We start from the raw sequence: 17,920 nt of genomic DNA, 5'->3' as shown, positions 1-17,920 counted from the left end.
GCCCGTCCCGCACCATTCAATTGTTTGCTTCCAACTTCACCCCTACAACCCGCAGGAGTTGACCGTGAGTTCATGCTGCAGCCCGAAAAGCGCGCCCGCGCGTGAGGCGTCCCGACCATCGTCTGGTTCATCGCTGCCTGTCGCCATCATTGGTGGCGGTCCCGTGGGCCTTGCTGCAGCGGCTCACCTGATCCAGTACGGTTTGAATCCGGTCATCTTCGAGGCGGCTGATAGCGTGGGCTCCGCGCCGCTGGCCTGGGGGCACGTCCATATGTTTTCCCCATGGCAGTACAACGTTGACCGTGCTTCCCGCGCGCTGCTTGAACGACAGGGATGGACGGCGCCCGACGCCGACGGTTACCCGACCGGCCGCGAGCTGGCCGAGCAGTATCTGCTGCCGCTGGCGCAGACGCCGGAGATCGCCAGGTGCCTGCGCCTGAATACACGCGTCACGGGCATCGCGCGTTTTCGCACCGGTAAGGTCAAGAACGCATTGCGCGAGCAGCAGCCGTTCGAGATTCGTTTCGAGGAACAGGGCGGAAGCGAAGCGCGCCTTCTCGCCGGTGCGGTGATCGTTGCGACGGGCACTTGGGGCCAGTCGGCGCCGGCTGGCGCATCCGGTCTGCCGGCCATCGGCGAACGTGCAGCGCATAGGCAGATTCGTTATGGTATGCCCGATGTTCTCGGGGCGGAGCGCAGCCGTTATGCCGGCAAGAAGGTGCTCGTTATTGGCACCGGACACTCGGCAATCGGCACGCTCGTCGATCTCGCTTCGCTGGCTGCGCAGGAGCCCGGCACGACCGTCGTGTGGGCGATGCGTCGTGCGCAACCGGGCCACGTCTATGGCGGAGGCAGCGCGGATCAGTTGCCGGAGCGAGGCGCACTGGGTCAACGGCTGAAGCAGCTCGTCATCGCCGGCCGCGTCGAATTGCTGACGCCGTTTGCCGTCGACGAAATCCGGGCGGAAGGTGAGATGCTCGACGTCCGCGATGCTGACGGTCACGCTGTCCAGGTCGACGAAATGATCGTCGCGACGGGGCTTCGCCCGGACCTGCAGATCCTGCGCGAGTTGCGTCTGGATCTGGATTCCTCTCTGGAGTGTCCCCGCGAACTTGCGCCACTGATCGACCCAAATCTTCATTCGTGCGGCACGGTACGGCCGCATGGCGCGGAGATCCTGGCGCAACCCGACACTGGCCTTTACATCGCCGGGATGGCCAGCTATGGCCGTGCGCCTACGTTCCTGATGGCGACCGGCTACGAGCAGGTGCGCTCCATCGCGGCGTGGCTTGCTGGTGACATCGAAGCCGCTCGTCGCGTTGAACTGGAATTGCCGGAAACCGGCGTGTGCAGCGCGGACCGCGGCGTGAGCGGACAATCCGCGAGCGGTAGCTCGTGTTGCGCACCGGCAGAGGTCGTCGAGACGTCGAACTGCTGCACGCCGGCAGCCCCCGCCGAAAAGGCAAGCTGTTGCACGCCGTCGTAACAGGCCTCTCGCATTTAACCCAGACCCGAGAGCGTAGAACAGGGAGATCAGAAAGTGACAGCGTCCACGCCGCAGGACCATGGCACGACAGCGACGTGGGCACTGGCCACTGCGCAACTCGTTTCGTGGGGGGCGATCTATTACGCGTTCTCGCTCTTTGTCGTACCGATGGAACACGCCCTCGGTTGGGACCGCACGTCGACCAATGCGGCGCTGTCTGTCGGCCTGCTCGTCTCCGGGTTGGCCGCATATCCGGTCGGCACGTGGATCGACCACGGGCACGGCCGTGCCGTCATGGTCGCGGGATCGCTGCTCGCTTCGGCGATGCTCGTGGTCTGGTCACAGGCACACAGTCTGGCGACCCTGTTCGTCGTATGGGTGGGCCTCGGCATTTCGATGGCCGCCACGCTGTACGACCCGGTTTTCGCCGTCATCACGCGAAGCTATCCCGACAGCTTCCGCACGAAGATTACGCTGATTACCCTCGTCGCCGGATTCGCGAGCACGGCTTTCATCCCGCTCACGCAATGGCTGATTGATCTGCTTGCGTGGCGTCACGCGCTGCTCGCGCTCGCGGGTATCAATTTATGCGTCTGCGCACCAATTCACGTCCTGGCGATCCGAAGGAACAGAACGAGCCCGACTGCGACAATCGATCGGGCCGCGGTCAAGGCAGCGAACGCCGCGTCCACGCGGCGCGCGCTTCGCTCCCCGGTGTTCTGGGCGCTCGCCGTGTGCTTCACGACGTACTACGTGACGTTCGCCGCGCTGACGTTTCACCTCGTCCCGCTGATGACCGAACGCCATGTTCAGCAGTCCACCATCCTCGTGACGATGGCAGTCATCGGCCCTGCGCAGGTGCTTGCCCGGATTCTGTGGTTCGCGTTTGGGCGGAACGTTTCGCCGAAGCTCGTCGGCATTTTGATCACGACAGCGTTTCCGGTGTCTGTGGTCATTCTACTGATTGCTGGTGCGTCGCCCGTGCTGCTGGTTCTGTTTGCCGTCGTCTACGGCGGCGCGAACGGCATGATGACGATTCTGCGAGGGACGATCGTGCAGGACGTGATGTGGGTTGAAGGGTTCGGCGCGATCAACGGACTGCTGTCGACTCCGTCGAACATCGCAAAAGGCATTGCGCCAATCTCGGCGGCAACTATTTGGGCGATCGGACACAGCTACCGCCCCGTAGAGTGGGCCGTGCTGACCGTGTCACTGGTATCACTGGCGGCGTTCTGTATAGCGATGGCTTTCCCGCTTCGAGCTGATACTCCGGAGCAGGCCGTGGCGAGTCGGGCCACGAAGGTATAGCCAAGCGTTACCTCGTAGCCCAATGACTGAAAGCGGGGTTGGTTCGGTCAGATCCGCGTAATAGGCGAGTGACGGCTTTTGGCCGACCAGAGCCCGACGACCGAGCGCAAGGATGATCGCCCGCGTGCGTTCGATGCAAAAGGCATAACCGACCCCACAGAGACGTTCGGGGTCGCCGAAAGCGGTTCTTCAAAAAAGCGTGCGGCGCGCCCGCATGCTTCAGCTATTCGATGCGCCAAGCCGTTCTAGATCGGCAATCAGCCCGGGCCCGGTCGGAGTCCAGCCGAGCGTCCTCCGCGTCTTTTCGCTTGATGCCACAAGGTCGCGGCTAGCGAACATTGCCAGCCAACCAAAGTGCGTCGAAGCTTCTCCCGCGGATATGGATCTTGTGGGCAGTTTCAGCCCGCGGCCGATTGCTTCGGCAATATTCAGCATCAGCACGCCTTCTTCAGCCACCGCATGATATTTCGCGCCCGCTTCGTTCTTTTCCAGCGCCAACCGGTAAAGACGGGCGACATCCGAGATGTGTGCCGCCGCCCAGCGGTTGCGTCCTTCCCCGACATAGGCTGACACGCCTTTCTCGCGCGCCACAGCAACGGCGTAAGTCAGAAGCCCTTGCCGCATTGTGTTGTGAACTTGGGGAAGCCGCACCACCGAGGCGCGCACGCCCCTCAGTGATAGCGCCGTCTGCTCCGAGACGCGGGGAAAGGGGAAATCTGGCGGCACGTCATGGTCCTCGGTCGCGATCTGGCCCGGCCCGGCTAGTCCTGCCGTCCCCGACGTGGCGATCAGAAGCCGATCTGAGCCAGCGAGGACTGAGCCCAAAGCTTCGATTGCGATGCGATCGACCTCGCAAGACCTTGCAAAGTTGGACCAGTCGTGAATAAAGCCCAGGTGAATCACGGCATCGGCCGCCGCTGCGCCCCTCCGAAGGCTTTCGAGGTCTTCAAGCGAACCGCGATGCACGTCCGCTCCAATAGTTGCCAGGGCTTTTTCTCCCTCGTCTGAACGAGCCATGCCGAGAACCTTATGTCCCGCAGCAATCAGTTCCTTAACGGTGGGAATGCCGATAAATCCGGTAGCGCCGGTGATGAAAACGCGCATGAACTTGTCTCCAGGTTTCGCTGGAGACAAGTGTCAGCTTTGCGAGTATTCCGGTAAAGTAGTGACCTTATCATGGTAATACTACTAACAGCATGAAGTCGCGCCAGGACAACGAAAACCTCCTCGCCGCCTATTTGCGGGACCGGCGAATGAAGCTTGATCCCGCAGTACTCGGCTTTCCCGCAGAGCGCCGGCGGACGCCTGGGCTGCGCCGTGAGGAAGTGGCGCAGCGCGCCAATATCAGCCCCACCTGGTACACGTGGCTTGAACAAGGTCGCGGCGGTGCCCCCTCGGCGGATGTGCTCGATCGAATATCGCGGGCCCTGATGCTGACGGATGTCGAGCGCGAGCACCTTTTTCTAGTTGGCCTCGGGCGACCGCCCGAAGCCCGCTACCAAGAGAAGGAAGGTGTCACGCCTCGGCTGCAGCGTGTCCTCGACGCTTTGGACCCCAGCCCCGCCCTCATTCGCACTGCCACCTGGAACGTCCTTGCCTGGAATCGGGCGGCCACTGTCATGTTGGGCGACTATGGCTCCCTGCCGCCAAACCAACGCAATGTGCTGCGCACTATCTTCCTTGATCCGCGTGCGCGCGCCGTGCAGTATGACTGGGAGAGCGTGGCGCGCCACATCATCGGTGCATTCCGCGTCGATGCAGCGCGTGCGGGAGCGGCAACGGAGGTGGCGCCTCTCGTTGATGAGCTATGCCGGCTCAGTCCCGAGTTCAAGGTGATGTGGCGCGACAACGAGGTTCGAGAGATCCACGGCGAGGCCATCAAGCGCATCCGCCATCCGGTACTCGGCCCGCTCGCCTTCGAATATTCGACCTTCTCCGTCGACGGCCGGACTGATCTCAGCATGTGTGTCTACAATCCCGCGACGCCGGAGGATGCGAAGAAGATAGCGTCCCAGATCAGCTTGCTCTCGAACCGACTACCGACGGCCGACATGCAAGGGCCGTAGTGGCACTCGCAATAACGCAGGTTCAGGCATTCGAAGCTCGATTCCCAAGAGTCTCTCAGGGCCCCGCAGGCACCGAATATGGCAAGCGGCTGTGGGCACTAACGCTCGGCTTGTGAACGGCCGTTCGTGGCCGAACGCGGCTCTCTGCCGCAAACGCACGTCCGAACGACCGCGCAGTACCTGATCCAGCAGCGCTAGCGCGTCCAACAAGCATTCTGCAGGACCACGCGGTAGCCATCGGGATCTTCGAACGTCAGACCCCGTCGATCCCAGTACGGATTCTCTGCTGGCACTGGTTCATTTCCCAATTCGCGGAACCTTTCGACGGCGATTTCCCACTCCTCAGGCATCGGCAAATAGATGACCAAGAGATGCTCCTTAGTGGGTGCATTCGGGACCGTCACATGGTGCTGGTGAGTCAGTTCAATATGCCACGCGTACTCTCGATGGCCGAGAACGATGCCATCAAATCCTTGGTGATCGACAAATTGCGCCAATACCTCGAAACCAAGGCCTTGAATATAAAACGCAGCCGCGCGAGCGACATCATTCGTTGGACGAGCGACACGTAGTACGTGAACTGGCATTAGGGGTTCCAATCGAAGAAGTGGATGTGGCAACCAATCGTCGGCGAAGAACCAATTGTCAACCATCTTCATGCCCGTGTCGAACGACCGGTTGTGGCCGAGGCCGCCGGCCGTGGACGGCTCAGCTCGACCCGCTTCCGCCGTTGGGCGTACTTAAAGTCACATGACCGCTTTGGAGCGCACCAGCCGCCATCGAGCGCGCGCGGTGTCGCCTGTGTTCACCCATGGCCGCCATGGATGAAGTTGCACCCAGGCTCCGCCAGCGATGAGGTTCGCTGCTTCGGGACCGTAACGCGCTAACGTAGATCGGTAGTCATGCTTTCCCAATATCCCCAGCTCCGGAGCCATGCTTCGCAGGCATGCCGGTCAGCCTGGAAAGTCTTTTTCCGTTGCGAGCTGAAACGCTACTCTGCATGCACGAGTTAGAGCATTCCACACGCGCCGGACGACGTCACCGTCGCTGTCGCGTAACTCGCGTCCAGTGACGGGAGCTGCATATCAATCAATAGATATTGCGCGCTTCCCTGGAATCGAAGCTCTCTCCGCGTTGCGTTTGACATGAACTTACCTAACTGGAGCCGCAAAATGAACCAACCCGTCGTCCTGATCACCGGCGCCCTCACGGGCATCGGCCGCGCCACCGCTTTCGCATTCGCCCGCTTGGGCGCACGTCTCGTCGTGTCGGGCCGCCGTGCCGCGGAAGGTTCGGCGCTCGAGGCCGAATTGCGCGAAGCAGGCGCACAAGCTTTCTTCGTGCAGGCTGACGTACGCCGCGACGAAGACGTCCGTCACCTCGTCGATGAAACCGTTGCTCGCTTCGGCCGGCTCGACGTTGCAGTCAACAATGCTGGCACGGAAGGCAAACCGGGACCTGTGGTCGATCAGACTGCCGAGAGCTACGCTGATACCTTCGACACCAACGTGCTCGGCACGTTGCTGAGCCTCAAGCACGAACTGCGCGTGATGACCGCACAGCAAGCTGGCAGCATCGTCAACATATCATCGACTTATGGTCATGAGGGTGCGGCCTTCGCTTCGGTGTATGCGGGCAGCAAGCATGCTGTGGAAGGGATCACGAAATCGGCTGCACTCGAGGCCGCTTCGGCGCGCGTTCGCGTCAACGCCGTAGCGCCTGGTCCCACCGACACGGGCATGTTGGACCGTTTCACCGGCACGCCGGAGAACAAGGCCTCGCTCGCGGCAACGGTTCCGCTCGCACGAATCGGTAGGCCTGACGACATCGCGGCGGCGGTGCTCTACCTGGCCAATGACGGTGCTGCGTTTGTCACAGGGCAGATCCTCACCGTCGACGGCGGCAAGACAGCGGGTTGAGCTTTCAACGCGGTTTGGGCTTCCTGCTGAACCGGCGAAGCCCTATACAAGCGACACTTCTGGATGGAACCATCAATGAACACCGATCTCACCTTCTTCGAATCGAAGGCTTCCCCGAACTCTCGCCGTGTTCGCATCTTCCTTGCCGAGAAGGGCATCGAATTTCCTGCCAAGGCGGTGGACCTCGGCGCCAAAGAGCAATTCTCCGATGCCTACGTTGCGATCAACCCTCGCCGCCAGGTTCCCACGCTCGTGCTGCGAGACGGCACAGCGATTGGCGAAGTCCCGGCAATCTGGCGTTACATCGAGGAGGCCTACCCCGAGAAGCCCGCATTGCTAGGCACGACGCCAACTACGAAGGCGCTCGTCACGATGTGGGAACGACGTGCCGAGCTGGACGGATTCTCGGCGGTAATGGAGGGCGTCAGGAACGCCGTTGCCGGGCTGAAAGGTCGGGCGCTCTCAGGCCCGCATGCGTACGAGCAGATCCCCGAAATCGTCGAGCGCAGCAAGCTGCGCGTCGGGCACTTCTTTGCCGATTTCAACGACCGTCTCAAGACAGTGCCATTCGTCGCGGGCGACGCATTCTCGGTGGCTGACATTACTACGCTGGTTGCGATCGACTTCGCGGCGGGCGGCATGAAGCTGAGCATTCCTACGGGCTTCGACGCACTGCAAGCGTGGTACGACAAAGTCAACGCACGTCCGTCGTCGAAGGCATGACGGCCCGCAAGGTAGCCTGTCGTGACCGATGCCGTGCGCTCAGTATCTGCGCGGCCGGCTTCTGCGATTCGCCTCACGGCCGGTAAGCGTCGGACCTGCCGCGCCAATGTCACCCGCACCCGCGGACTGCTGCGTCACGGGAAAGATGGCATTGAGCGCGGCTTTCGCGTCGCCTTTCATGTGTCGGAGCCGGGCAAGACTCAACGAGCAACGCGACTGCGACGCAAGGAATCCGTGTTTCTGGGCCGTCTCAAGAGCATCGATCAAAATCGATTCGGCCGCCGGTATCGCTTCGTCGCCCCGGATCGCGACCAGCACCTCCGCCTTCGCTCTCCATAGCTCAGGCAGAGCTGGAAGCGATTCCCGAGCCGGTCGGCCACGCCCTGTAGCCCAAACGCCGGCACACAAACCGCAGCAAGTTCCAGCGCCAGCGGAATTCCATCGAGCCGGCGGCAGATTTGCGACTTCAGCCTCAACGCTGTCCGTGAATCCACGCTGAGCCCGGCATGCGGTCCGACACGCTTTTCGAAGAGACGTACCGCACTGTAGTCGAGCGCGACATCGCAATTTTCGTCCGGGGGAACCTCGAGCGACGGAACACGATAGATCAGCTCCCCTGCAACGCGCAGCGTTTCGCGGCTTGTTGCAAGTACGACTGCTCGCGGAGCGATCCGAAGCAGCCTTTCGGCAATCCTGGCGGCCCCGTGCGCGGCTTCGAGCGCCAACCGCGTCTTTCCCACACCGCCGGTACCCACGAGCGTGACCATACGATGCGTTTGCAGGCCACGGCAAATCTCGCGTATGGAAATTTCCTGGCCGATGAGAGGACTGACCTCTGCAGGTAGCGGCAGCCCCGAAAAAGCCGGTCCGTCTGCAGGTGCAGCAGGGGGCCTATCCGAATTCGTGACTTGCGGGAGCACTTCTGCGATGAACTGGTATCCGCGCCCGGTCACCGTACGTATTGCCGCCCGGTCGTCTCCGAGAGCGCGGCGAAGTGCGGAAATCTGAGCTTCGACAGTATTGCCCGGCCTCACGAGTGTCGTCAGAATTTTGTCTGCCGCCCGAACGGCGCGAACACCGGTAAGCATCAGCTTCTTTCAGCGCGTTTCAGCACTTTCAACGCGTGCGGGACTGCACCCCGCACAGGCCACACCGCGTCGTGCATCTTATTGCTTGATCTGGTCGATGCGCGACAGAAACGTCGACAGAATCGCTGAGCGGTTATTCCGGTTATAGCCCACCACAAGCTCGATTCTCGGCGGTTCGCCCTTGAGTGGTCGGCTTGTTACCGACCAGGGCAGCAGTTTCTCGGCATAGGAGGGCAGTAGTGCGACGCCTCTCGTCGAGGCGATTAGCGACATTGCCATCGTCAGGTTGTGCACGCGATGCGCGGGCTCGATGACGACGTCGTTTGTCGCCAGATAGTTTTCGATCGCGCCGCGCATGGGACCGGCTATGTCTGAACCACCTATGAATAATTCACCCGCCAGTTCGTGCACGTCGATCTCATCCAAGGCCGCAAGGCGATGATCGCTTGGCATCAGCACGACGAAAGGCTCGCGTGCGACTGTCACGTAATCGAGGTCGGGTCGGTTGGCTTCGGCACGCATGAAGGCGACGTCCAGCCGTCCCGTCGACAATCCCTCTGCGAGTTCAGGGGAGTGCTCGCTCGATACCGTCATTTCGATGCTCTGCAGATCGCTCGCGAGCACGCGAGTCGCTTCCGCGAGCCAGGTCACTTCCTGTCCGCTCAGGAAGCCAACCGCAAACGTCGGCTTGGACGGTCGCGCCGCCCGCCGCGCTGCCTCGCACGCCGCATCGACTTGTGCAAGGGCGAGACGCGTGTGGACCAGAAATGCCTTGCCGGCGTCGGTCAGTTCAATGCCACGCGCGCTACGCACGAACAGTTGCGCACCTACTTCGTATTCAAGGTCTCTGATCTGCCGGCTCAGAGACGGCTGGGACGTGTACAGCCGACGTTCCGCCGCGACGGTCAGGCTGCCCTCTTCGGCCACGGCGAGGAAATAACGAAGATGACGCAGTTCCATTCACGCGTTCCTTTTAGTCATGCATGACAGGTATGGGGATCAGCTTACAAAGTCTTTTTCGCGCGGACAAGTGGCGGCTATCGTTCGATCACATCAGCCGGACGAAACCCTACCTCGCCCCAATGTCAGTTATCTGCTGGAAGGACGATCATGAACACCCTGACAGGAAAGACCGCGCTCGTCACCGGCGCTTCCCGTGGCATCGGACGCGCCACTGCGCTTGCGCTCGCGCAGGCAGGCGCTCAGATCATCGTTCACTATGGCCGCGGTGCGCGTGAGGCCAAGGCCGTCGTCGCCGAAATCACTGCGACGGGCACTCGTGCCCATGCCCTCCAGGCCGATCTAGCCGAATCCGACGGGCCGCACAGGCTCGCGCGCCATGTCCGGGCAATCGTCGGTGAACGGCTCGACATCCTCGTTTCCAACGCTGGCATCGTGAAGGCAGCCACGCTCGAGGAAACAGGCGTCGAAGATTTCGACGAACTGTTCGCAGTCAACGTCCGCGCTCCGTATTTTCTCGTTCAGCAATTGCTGCCGATCATGTGCAAGGGCAGCAGCGTCACGCTGCTTTCGTCGCTCGCGGCCCATGCGGCCGTCGGCGAACTATCGGCCTACTCGGCCACGAAAGGCGCCGTGGACACCCTTGTGCGCCACTTCGCGGTTGGCCTGGGACCGCGCGGCATCCGCGTGAACGCAGTCGCGCCCGGCGTGGTGCAAACCGACATGTCGAGCTTCACCCGCACCGACGAAGGCCGCGACATGACACTCAGCCTTCAGGCCATCAAACGGCTCGCCGAACCCGATGACATCGCCGCTGCGATCACCTTTCTCGCCTCCGACCAGGCCAGATGGACAACCGGCGCGACGCTCAATGTGGATGGCGGCTCGAAGCTCTGAGCGAGTCGAGCGCGACGCCGCCATTTCGGCCATCCAATTCGATTCACGCACCCGGATATATCAATGTCGCTAACTACCTCAATACAGCCCCCGCGCACGCGAAACTGGCTCGCGGTTCTTTCGGTCGCACTCAGCGCGACCGTGTTCTGCACCACGGAATTCCTTCCCGTCGGGCTACTGCGTTACATCAGCCAGGGACTGGGCGTAAGCGTTGGAGCCGCCGGCATCATGGTCACGGCGCCCGGGCTGCTGGCCGCCATCGCCGCGCCGTTTCTTACGGTAGCGGTCGGACGTTTCGACCGTCGGCGCGTGCTACTAGGCCTGGGCCTGCTGCTCGTAATCTCGAATCTGACGGCCATGCTGGCGCCGAACTTTACGATTCTCGTCGCGGCCCGTGCGCTGTTCGGATTCGGAATCGGCGGATTCTGGGCAATCAGTGTGGGGCTCGGCGCCCGACTCGTGCCGGAGAAAAATGTCGGTCGGGCCACATCGCTGATTTTCGCGGGCGTCTCGCTCGGCATGCTGATCGGCGGGCCGGCCGGGGCACTGATCGGAGACCTGGCTGGTTGGCGTACCGCATTTGGCGCAGCGCTCGCGCTGTCCGTTGCCGCGCTGCTGGCCCAGTGGGTTTCGTTGCCGTCGCTACACGTAGAGCATCGGGTAAGCACACGCGATCTGCTCGGCATCTTCGGTACGCGACCGGCACGCATCGGGCTGATCGCGATGACGCTGGCCCTATGCGGACAGTTTGCGACCTATACGTATATCACTCCGTTCCTCGCAACGGTGTCGGGATTTGGCGGCAAGGTCATCTCGTTGCTGCTGCTCGGCTACACGTTCATCGGGCTGCTCGGTAATTTCATCGGTGGTTCATTCGCGCAACGGAACGTCAGGACCACGCTCATCGCGAGCATCCTGTTTATCGCATTGCCGCTCGCCATGCTTCCCGCACTCGGCACCAGTCGGCCGTCGGTGCTGGTCGCGCTGGCCGCGTGGGGAACCGCATACGGCGCCATGCCCGTCGCACTGCAGATGTGGATGGCGCAGGCAACCCGCGAAGTCCGCGAAGGTGGCATGGCGCTGTTCGTAGCCAATTTCCAGATCTCGATTGCACTGGGTTCGTTCGTCGGCGGCCGGATCGTCGACGGGTTGGGTCTCTTCAATGCAATGTACTTCGGTGCCGGACTCGCCTTGGTTTCGATCCTGACGCTCGCGCTGACCGGCGGGCATCCTCGCAGGATTGACGAGCCCGCGTCCACCTGAACTATTCCAGCGGGCTGCGACCGCGCAGTCATGCACGCGCCATATCTTTCAGGCATGGCCACTTGCCTACAAAGTCTTTTTCCTCTTGCCAGCCACCGCATACAGTACCCATCAGCAGGCACCGCCCCACGAGATTTCCAGGCGCGTGACTGGATTGCCAAAGCAGCACCCCATGCATTTCAAACATACCGGCAAAACAACTGCTGCACTTACTTCTGAAAGGATCGCAATCATGAGCCACCAGACGCACCAGACCGCACCAACGCAGTACGTTGAAGCAAACGGTATCCGCTTCGCCTATCGCCGCTTCGGCAATCGCGCGGGCGTACCGCTTGTGATGAACATCCACTTCACCGGCACCATGGATCACTGGGACCCCGCCGTGACCGACGGCCTGGCCGCCGGACGTGAGGTCATCCTGTTCAACAACGCCGGCATTTCGAGCAGTTCAGGCAGCGTTCCCGAATCGATCGAGGAAATGGCGGCCAACGCTGCCGCATTCATTCGTGCGCTCGGTCTCGAACAGGTCGATGTACTGGGATTCTCGATGGGTGGCCTGATTGCGCAGACGCTCGCCATTGCGGAGCCCACGCTGGTTCGCCGCCTGATCCTCGTCGGCACGGGCCCGCGCAGCGGAGAAGGCATGGCCTCGCTGACGCCCGAAGCGCAGGAAATCTTCGGCGCGAGCTATGCCGAACCGGACCATCTCTGGCTGCGCGTCCATTTCTCGCCGACAGGGGCCAGCCAGACGGCCGGGCGTGCGTTCCTCGAACGCTTCCGCCTTCGCACGGAGAACCGTGATCCGGTGGCCAACGAAGCCGTGGCACCGGCCCAGCTCGCGGCACTCGCGAAATGGGGCGCGCCGCAAGACAACCCGTACGCCTACCTGTCTGCACTCAGCCAGCCGACCCTGGTCGTCAATGGTGACGACGACGTCATCATCTATACGGTCAATTCGCTGATTCTGCGCCAGCACATCCCGAATGCCCAACTGATCATCTATCCGGACGCCAATCACGGCTCGCTCTATCAATACCCCGAGCGTTTCGTGGAAGACGTTTCCAGGTTCCTTTCCTGAGTCGCCAGTTACACCCACATTTGATCCCGAATTCAACAGGAGTTAATCGTGACTACTAATCTTCACGGCAAAACTGCACTCGTCACGGGCGCTTCGCGCGGCATCGGCCGCGCAGCCGCTCAGGCTCTGGCAGCAGCAGGCGCGCGCGTGATCGTGCACTTCGGCAGCGACGAGAAGGCTGCGAATTCCGTCGTCGACGGGATCCGTGCGTCGGGTGGTTCGGCCGACAAGGTCGCGGCAGACCTGAGCGCGGCGAACGGCCCTCACGAACTGGCCCGTCAGGTACGCGGGCTGATTGGCGAGCGTCTCAACATTCTCGTTGCGAATGCTGGCATCTCGAAGGCCTCGTCGATCGCGGAAACGACGGTAGAGGACTTCGACCGGTTGTTCGCCGTCAATGTGCGCGCCCCATACTTCCTCGTCCAGCAACTGCTGCCCGTGCTGGGCGAGGGCAGTAGCGTAGTCCTGCTGTCCTCACTTGCAGCCCGCGCTTCGGTTGGCAATCTGTCAGCCTACGCCGCGAGTAAGGGAGCAATCGACACCCTGGTCAAGCATTTCGCCGCAGCGCTCGGCGAGCGCGGCATTCGCGTGAACGCCGTCGCGCCGGGCGTCGTTGAAACTGACATGTCGAACTTCGCCAAAACCGATGCCGGGCGGGACTTCACCCTCGGCATGCAGGCCCTCAAGCGCGTGGCGCAACCCGACGACATCGCAGGCGCTGCCCTGTTCCTCGCCTCCGATGCGGCACGCTGGGTGACGGGTGACACGCTGCGTGTCGATGGCGGCTCCAAGCTCTGATACCGGGGGAGACGGGCATGACCCATACAGCCTGCCCGACTGCCCCCGCGATTTCATCAACCGCGCGACCCCCGGCGATGGACGAGGCGGCACCCTGTCGGCGCTGTATCTCCTCGGTTATCTGGCCGCCGGCATACTCGCGCCGATTCTGGGACGCGTGGCGACGGTTCACGGACTGGGCTTCGCCGTGTATCTGGGCGCCGGCGTCATCGCCGCCTTGAGCTTCGCCACGCTCACACTCGCGCTCGGCCTGCGTCGCATTGCGAAGGACGAGCGACGCTGATTCCCAACTGAAACGCCGAATCTGCTCGTTTTTCTGCTCGAAGCCGTCGCACGGGAATGAGCGCAGTAATTTCAGTTCAGCCGGTTCGACGGCAAGCGCAATAGCAGCCGACGCATCACGGTGTTAGCAGATCGAACGGCCGCTTTCAGGCCGGCTACCGACTGATGCGGTGGCCGGAAGTCGAGACGAACGCGTCCTATTAGTGACCTGTCCGGGCCTTTTCGACAAATCGTCGGCAGGCCCGGACACTGCAGAACGTCAGGGCATCAGAACGTCACGACCGTTCGCAGTCCGGCTACGGCCTCGTTGCCGATGCGTGCGCCGCTGTTATTCGGGTCGGGGATGCCGCCACCCGGATGGAAGATGTACTGGAGTTCGCCCTGCAGCAACCACCACGGCGCAACCTGATACTGGTAGGTCGCCTCGATCACCGTCTCCGCCGAACGCACAGGGTAGCCCGGCGTCCGGAGCGTTGCGATGTCACGGTCGAGTGCGCTCGCGCTCGAGCTGACGTTCGCGTAGCTCACCGCGAGCCCGACCGAGTCGCTGTCCCGGCCCTTGAACGGAGCTTTCAGTACGACGCCCGCGTTGAGATTGAAGTCGAGCAGGTTACGGTCGCCCGGCGCGCCCATCACACGCGTGAACACGCCAACCGATTGCGGGCTGTCGGCGCTCGGGCGCCACACCATCTGGTCTGCAACGGCATAAATGCTGAAGTTGCCGCGATGCGTGGCCGGCACGCCGTTCGACGCCGGGCTCGCGAGCGAGATGCCGTTCGTGTCGAGGTGCTGATCCGCGAAGTGATTGTTGTTGTACCAGAAGCCCAGCTTGTAGGTGCCCGGCAGCCCGCCCGGCTGTGCCGAACCAGATCCGCCTGCCGGCGGCTGGTTGATCGCGTACTGGACCTCGCCGATCATCATGACGCCGTTGTGCAGGTTGAACCGCGTGCCGCTGGCGTTGAGTTGCTGCGGGTCGCCATTGCCCGGCGCGGGGTTGCCGTCGAAGATGCCGCCGAGAATCGTCATCGAGTCACTCGGCTTGAACCGCAGGCGCACGCCGAGTGACGAGAGCGGATAGGCAGGGCCGCCCGCAGGCATGTCAGTGGCGGCCAGTACGGGCCAGCCGAAAGTCGCGTTCGCGAACGTGCTGCCGTACTGGCTGATGATGAATTCCTGATCAAGGCTCTGCTGGCCGATCCTGACGTCGAATTTGTCACCTATCGCCTGCTGGTACCAGAGTTCCCACAAACGCGTCGACGCTTCGGCTTCAACGCCGCTCACGGCTTGCAGCGCATTCAGGCGTGCCGCCGTGATGCCGTGTCCGTGAATCTGCAGGGCATCGACGAAGAAGGTGCCGCCCTTCAGGCCGAGCGCCTTGTCAGTATCGACGCTAAGGCCGAACTGAGTGGCGCCGTTGTATGAAGCGCCCTTCGAGATACCGCCGGAGAAGTTGCCGTAGAGCTCGCTGGTTTCTTGCGCGTTGAACGTGATGCCGTGATCGCCCAGTAGCGTGCGCAGTCCGCCCATGTCGCCGAGCAGGTTAGAGCGCTCCCAGAATCCGGTGGGCGCGGCGGCGGCCCCGGCCGGTGCCGCGCTTGTGTCGGTGTTTGTGGTTGCGGAAGAGCCCTGGTCCGCCGATGTGGGCGCGGCTGACTCCGACTGTGCATAAGCCGGCATGTTGATGCTGGCGCCCAGTACCACCAACAGCGCTGCGGCGGCGCAGACTGGCTTCAGGCGCGAGGGCGGAGCGAGCATACATCGGCTGTCAATGCTGTTGTCGTTATGTGTGGGCGTACCAAAGGAGATCATTTTGTGTTCTTCTGGGAAGCGAACTGATGAATAAGCGATGCCAACGCAGGAGGGTGTCCGGCGCCGACTCGCCGTGGGGGCTGCAGTCTTGCAAAGCCTATTTGCGACGATGACCCGGTCAGGCGGGCCACGAAGTACCGCTAACGTTTCGTCCTGGCATCTTCCAGAGGGCTGCAACCGAGGTGCCGCGTTGCACTGACTGGACTCTGTTGGCACCTGTGTGCCGCCAGAGCTGGCTGTGCCCGTCAGGTTCGCGTTGCGGTGCGACTGCTGGCGTTGCACGCAGGTAATCGCGTGAGGCGAGGAGAAAGCGTTCGATATGCATGATTCAACTCCCGTCGAGCCCGGCTGGCCGGGCAACGTTCGATAAGTGGCACACCGTCAGCGAAGTCGGGCGCTGTCGGCGTACTTAAGCAAAAAGGGAGCGAGCTACAGACAGACCGCACGGGCGGTCCGGAAGAAGCGCGCTGACCCGTCAATCGGGGTCAGCGGCAGGAGGGAAAGTCCGGCGTCGCTAACGCGCGATTGCAGTCTGGTTGCCGGCACACGCCGGCATACAAGATCGACAACTAGAGCTTGCGTCCACGAAGGACTCTCCTGTTTCTAAGACAGGGCGGATTCTATGCGCGCCATCTGCGAGCGCGCAAGTAAAAATTGTCATGCAGTGCAGAGCAGTTCGAAGAGGGACGCCAAACGCACCGGACTGTGCCAGCTCAATGGCATTCTGGGAGGCTCACGAGCGTGCGCGGCGCAGCACGTTGCAACACAAACGCACGGGCAATAGTTCTATTGTGGAGTGCATAACAAAACGGAACGCAAATGAATTTCGTCAAATGGAAGTAACAGATTCGAAAGAAAAATCTTTGAAATAGTCGTTGACTCGGCTCACGCGTCGTCACTAGAATTCGCCTGTTTCCACGAAAGGGGCATATGCCTTGGACAGTTGTAGTTGTCGACCTTCGAATCGTTTTTCTGCCTGACCGGCACGACGCCCGCCTGGATTCTTCCTTAGCCGCCGTCCTGCCAGCAGGCAGACGGTGCGCGCCGCAGTAGCTTCCGCAGTCTCTCCCGCGCATCTCTTCGATTGGCCGCCGTCGTTGGCGTGTGTGCTGTCACGCACGTTCGTCAACGCGACCCTGGGTGTCGAGCCATTGGCTCGCGACGCCGCTCGTTCACGCCGTTTTCGCGCGCGCAACACCGCGCCGGAACGGGCGTGCGGTTAAACACGTCCGTCAAACATGAACCGGACCCAAATGAAAGAGGAGCTCACGATGCCCGACCCTGAGCCTAAACCCTGCACATCTCGCCTTGCGTTCTCGCAGAACGCGGGCCACTTCGCCTGACATCAGTCCGCACACGTTCCTCCCACACGCCCGGGCATATCGCCCCCGCGTGAAGCGAAACGAAGGCACGCCTGATCGATGGCGCCACGTTTCAGGCATCTGGAGGAATCACCATGCACTTCGCTCTGCTCGTTTCGCAGCTCCCGCACGTCGAAGAAGCTCGCACGCACTACAACGGCATGCTCGGGCTCGACTCACATTCGCACGGTTCAACCGGCGTAGTCGCTGCCGTCTGGACGGCATTCAAAAAGCTCGTTCGCTGACACGGCCTGGCATCGCCGACTTCTGCCCCTGCTCCCGCATCAGCAGTCGGCGGGGCAGCGCCACGTCTCAATCATTAAGTTCAAAAAAGTACTACTAAGGAATAAATAACGATGTCCACCACTCCTGCAAACATCACGCAACGTCGGAGTGCCGTGCTCGACGACGCGCACGTGGGCGATATCAAAGGCGCCCTCGGCACCATCGCCCGCCACGACACCGCTCCGCGCAGCAACTGGATGGCGCGCCTGCGCACACTGCTTGCCATCCTCGGCCCCGGCCTCATCGTCATGGTCGGCGATAATGACGCCGGCGCGTTCGGCACGTATACCCAGGCCGGCCAGAACTACGGCACGTCGCTGCTCTGGACGCTCGCGCTGCTGATTCCGGTTCTCTATGTGAACCAGGAAATGGTCCTGCGCCTGGGCGCCGTGACCGGCGTCGGCCACGCACGCCTCATCTTCGAACGCTTCGGCAAGTTTTGGGGCGCCTTCAGCGTCATCGATCTTTTCCTGCTCAATGCGCTCACGATCGTCACCGAGTTCATCGGCATTACGTTTGCGCTCGACTTTCTCGGCGTCTCGAAGGTTCTCGGTGTCTGCATCGCCGCGGTACTGACGATGGCGGCGGTCAGTACGG

Annotated in this window: 17 protein-coding genes; 12 read left to right on the top strand and 5 right to left on the bottom strand. The window is 62.1% G+C overall.

Annotated elements, in window-relative coordinates:
* The first annotated feature begins 64 nt into the window (after window positions 1–64).
* Window positions 65–1,486, top strand: a complete 1,422-nt coding sequence (locus AB4Y43_RS34285) for an NAD(P)-binding domain-containing protein (RefSeq protein WP_368619237.1) — start codon at window positions 65–67, stop codon at window positions 1,484–1,486.
* Between the two features lie 54 nt (window positions 1,487–1,540).
* On the top strand, window positions 1,541–2,794 hold the full coding sequence (locus AB4Y43_RS34280; protein WP_368619238.1) for an MFS transporter: 1,254 nt from the start codon (window positions 1,541–1,543) through the stop codon (window positions 2,792–2,794).
* A 219-nt stretch (window positions 2,795–3,013) separates the two neighbouring features.
* Here AB4Y43_RS34280 and AB4Y43_RS34275 read toward each other — a convergent pair whose 3' ends face one another.
* Window positions 3,014–3,898 (bottom strand): SDR family oxidoreductase, encoded by an 885-nt coding sequence (locus tag AB4Y43_RS34275; RefSeq protein ID WP_368729815.1) that lies wholly within the window; start codon window positions 3,896–3,898, stop codon window positions 3,014–3,016.
* A 92-nt stretch (window positions 3,899–3,990) separates the two neighbouring features.
* Here AB4Y43_RS34275 and AB4Y43_RS34270 point away from each other — a divergent pair, with 92 nt between their 5' ends.
* Entirely contained in the window at window positions 3,991–4,860 is an 870-nt protein-coding gene (locus AB4Y43_RS34270; protein WP_368729814.1) for a helix-turn-helix transcriptional regulator, read from the top strand.
* A 194-nt stretch (window positions 4,861–5,054) separates the two neighbouring features.
* Here the strand turns inward: AB4Y43_RS34270 and AB4Y43_RS34265 are convergent, their stop codons facing one another.
* The gene (locus tag AB4Y43_RS34265; protein WP_368729822.1) at window positions 5,055–5,447 is read right to left on the bottom strand and encodes a VOC family protein; all 393 of its coding nucleotides are present in this window, start codon (window positions 5,445–5,447) and stop codon (window positions 5,055–5,057) included.
* A 585-nt stretch (window positions 5,448–6,032) separates the two neighbouring features.
* On the opposite strand from AB4Y43_RS34265, the gene AB4Y43_RS34260 reads away from it, so the two are divergent.
* The gene (locus AB4Y43_RS34260; protein ID WP_368683650.1) at window positions 6,033–6,779 is read left to right on the top strand and encodes an SDR family NAD(P)-dependent oxidoreductase; all 747 of its coding nucleotides are present in this window, start codon (window positions 6,033–6,035) and stop codon (window positions 6,777–6,779) included.
* A gap of 75 nt (window positions 6,780–6,854) precedes the next feature.
* On the top strand, window positions 6,855–7,502 hold the full coding sequence (locus AB4Y43_RS34255) for a glutathione S-transferase (protein ID WP_342948348.1): 648 nt from the start codon (window positions 6,855–6,857) through the stop codon (window positions 7,500–7,502).
* Window positions 7,503–7,765: 263 nt separating this feature from the next.
* Here AB4Y43_RS34255 and AB4Y43_RS34250 read toward each other — a convergent pair whose 3' ends face one another.
* Together AB4Y43_RS34250 and AB4Y43_RS34245 are read right to left on the bottom strand one after the other, a co-directional pair.
* On the bottom strand, window positions 7,766–8,269 hold the full coding sequence (locus tag AB4Y43_RS34250; protein WP_368729813.1) for a hypothetical protein: 504 nt from the start codon (window positions 8,267–8,269) through the stop codon (window positions 7,766–7,768).
* 399 nt (window positions 8,270–8,668) lie between these two features.
* Window positions 8,669–9,550, bottom strand: a complete 882-nt coding sequence (locus AB4Y43_RS34245) for a LysR family transcriptional regulator (protein ID WP_342948346.1) — start codon at window positions 9,548–9,550, stop codon at window positions 8,669–8,671.
* Between the two features lie 150 nt (window positions 9,551–9,700).
* Here AB4Y43_RS34245 and AB4Y43_RS34240 point away from each other — a divergent pair, with 150 nt between their 5' ends.
* The 5 genes from AB4Y43_RS34240 (at window position 9,701) to AB4Y43_RS34220 (ending at window position 13,869) form a co-directional block, all read left to right on the top strand.
* On the top strand, window positions 9,701–10,447 hold the full coding sequence (locus tag AB4Y43_RS34240; RefSeq protein ID WP_342948345.1) for an SDR family oxidoreductase: 747 nt from the start codon (window positions 9,701–9,703) through the stop codon (window positions 10,445–10,447).
* Between the two features lie 63 nt (window positions 10,448–10,510).
* Entirely contained in the window at window positions 10,511–11,710 is a 1,200-nt protein-coding gene (locus tag AB4Y43_RS34235) for an MFS transporter (RefSeq protein ID WP_342948344.1), read from the top strand.
* Window positions 11,711–11,942: 232 nt separating this feature from the next.
* A complete protein-coding gene (locus tag AB4Y43_RS34230) occupies window positions 11,943–12,788 on the top strand; it encodes an alpha/beta hydrolase (protein WP_342948372.1) in 846 nt (281 codons plus the stop codon).
* A gap of 48 nt (window positions 12,789–12,836) precedes the next feature.
* A complete protein-coding gene (locus AB4Y43_RS34225; protein WP_368729812.1) occupies window positions 12,837–13,586 on the top strand; it encodes an SDR family NAD(P)-dependent oxidoreductase in 750 nt (249 codons plus the stop codon).
* A complete protein-coding gene (locus AB4Y43_RS34220) occupies window positions 13,567–13,869 on the top strand; it encodes a hypothetical protein (RefSeq protein ID WP_342948342.1) in 303 nt (100 codons plus the stop codon). The genes AB4Y43_RS34225 and AB4Y43_RS34220 overlap by 20 nt, the downstream gene beginning before the upstream one ends.
* Before the next feature lie 266 nt (window positions 13,870–14,135).
* On the opposite strand, the gene AB4Y43_RS34215 is transcribed toward AB4Y43_RS34220, so the two are convergent.
* Complete coding sequence (locus tag AB4Y43_RS34215; RefSeq protein WP_342948341.1) at window positions 14,136–15,623, bottom strand: carbohydrate porin; 1,488 nt, start codon at window positions 15,621–15,623, stop codon at window positions 14,136–14,138.
* Between the two features lie 1,510 nt (window positions 15,624–17,133).
* On the opposite strand from AB4Y43_RS34215, the gene AB4Y43_RS34210 reads away from it, so the two are divergent.
* Window positions 17,134–17,283: a hypothetical protein gene (locus AB4Y43_RS34210; protein WP_176732903.1), complete on the top strand. Its 150-nt coding sequence runs from the start codon at window positions 17,134–17,136 to the stop codon at window positions 17,281–17,283.
* A gap of 111 nt (window positions 17,284–17,394) precedes the next feature.
* Window positions 17,395–17,920 (top strand): divalent metal cation transporter (locus AB4Y43_RS34205; RefSeq protein WP_368729811.1); only part of this gene is annotated, 526 nt, incomplete at its 3' end.

Origin of the sequence: Paraburkholderia sp. BR10872 (assembly GCF_040965835.1) — a bacterium.
Lineage (GTDB): Bacteria > Pseudomonadota > Gammaproteobacteria > Burkholderiales > Burkholderiaceae > Paraburkholderia > Paraburkholderia nodosa_A.
The sequence above is the reverse complement of the archived record's forward strand: the minus strand, read 5'-3'. Positions and strand labels throughout refer to the sequence as shown.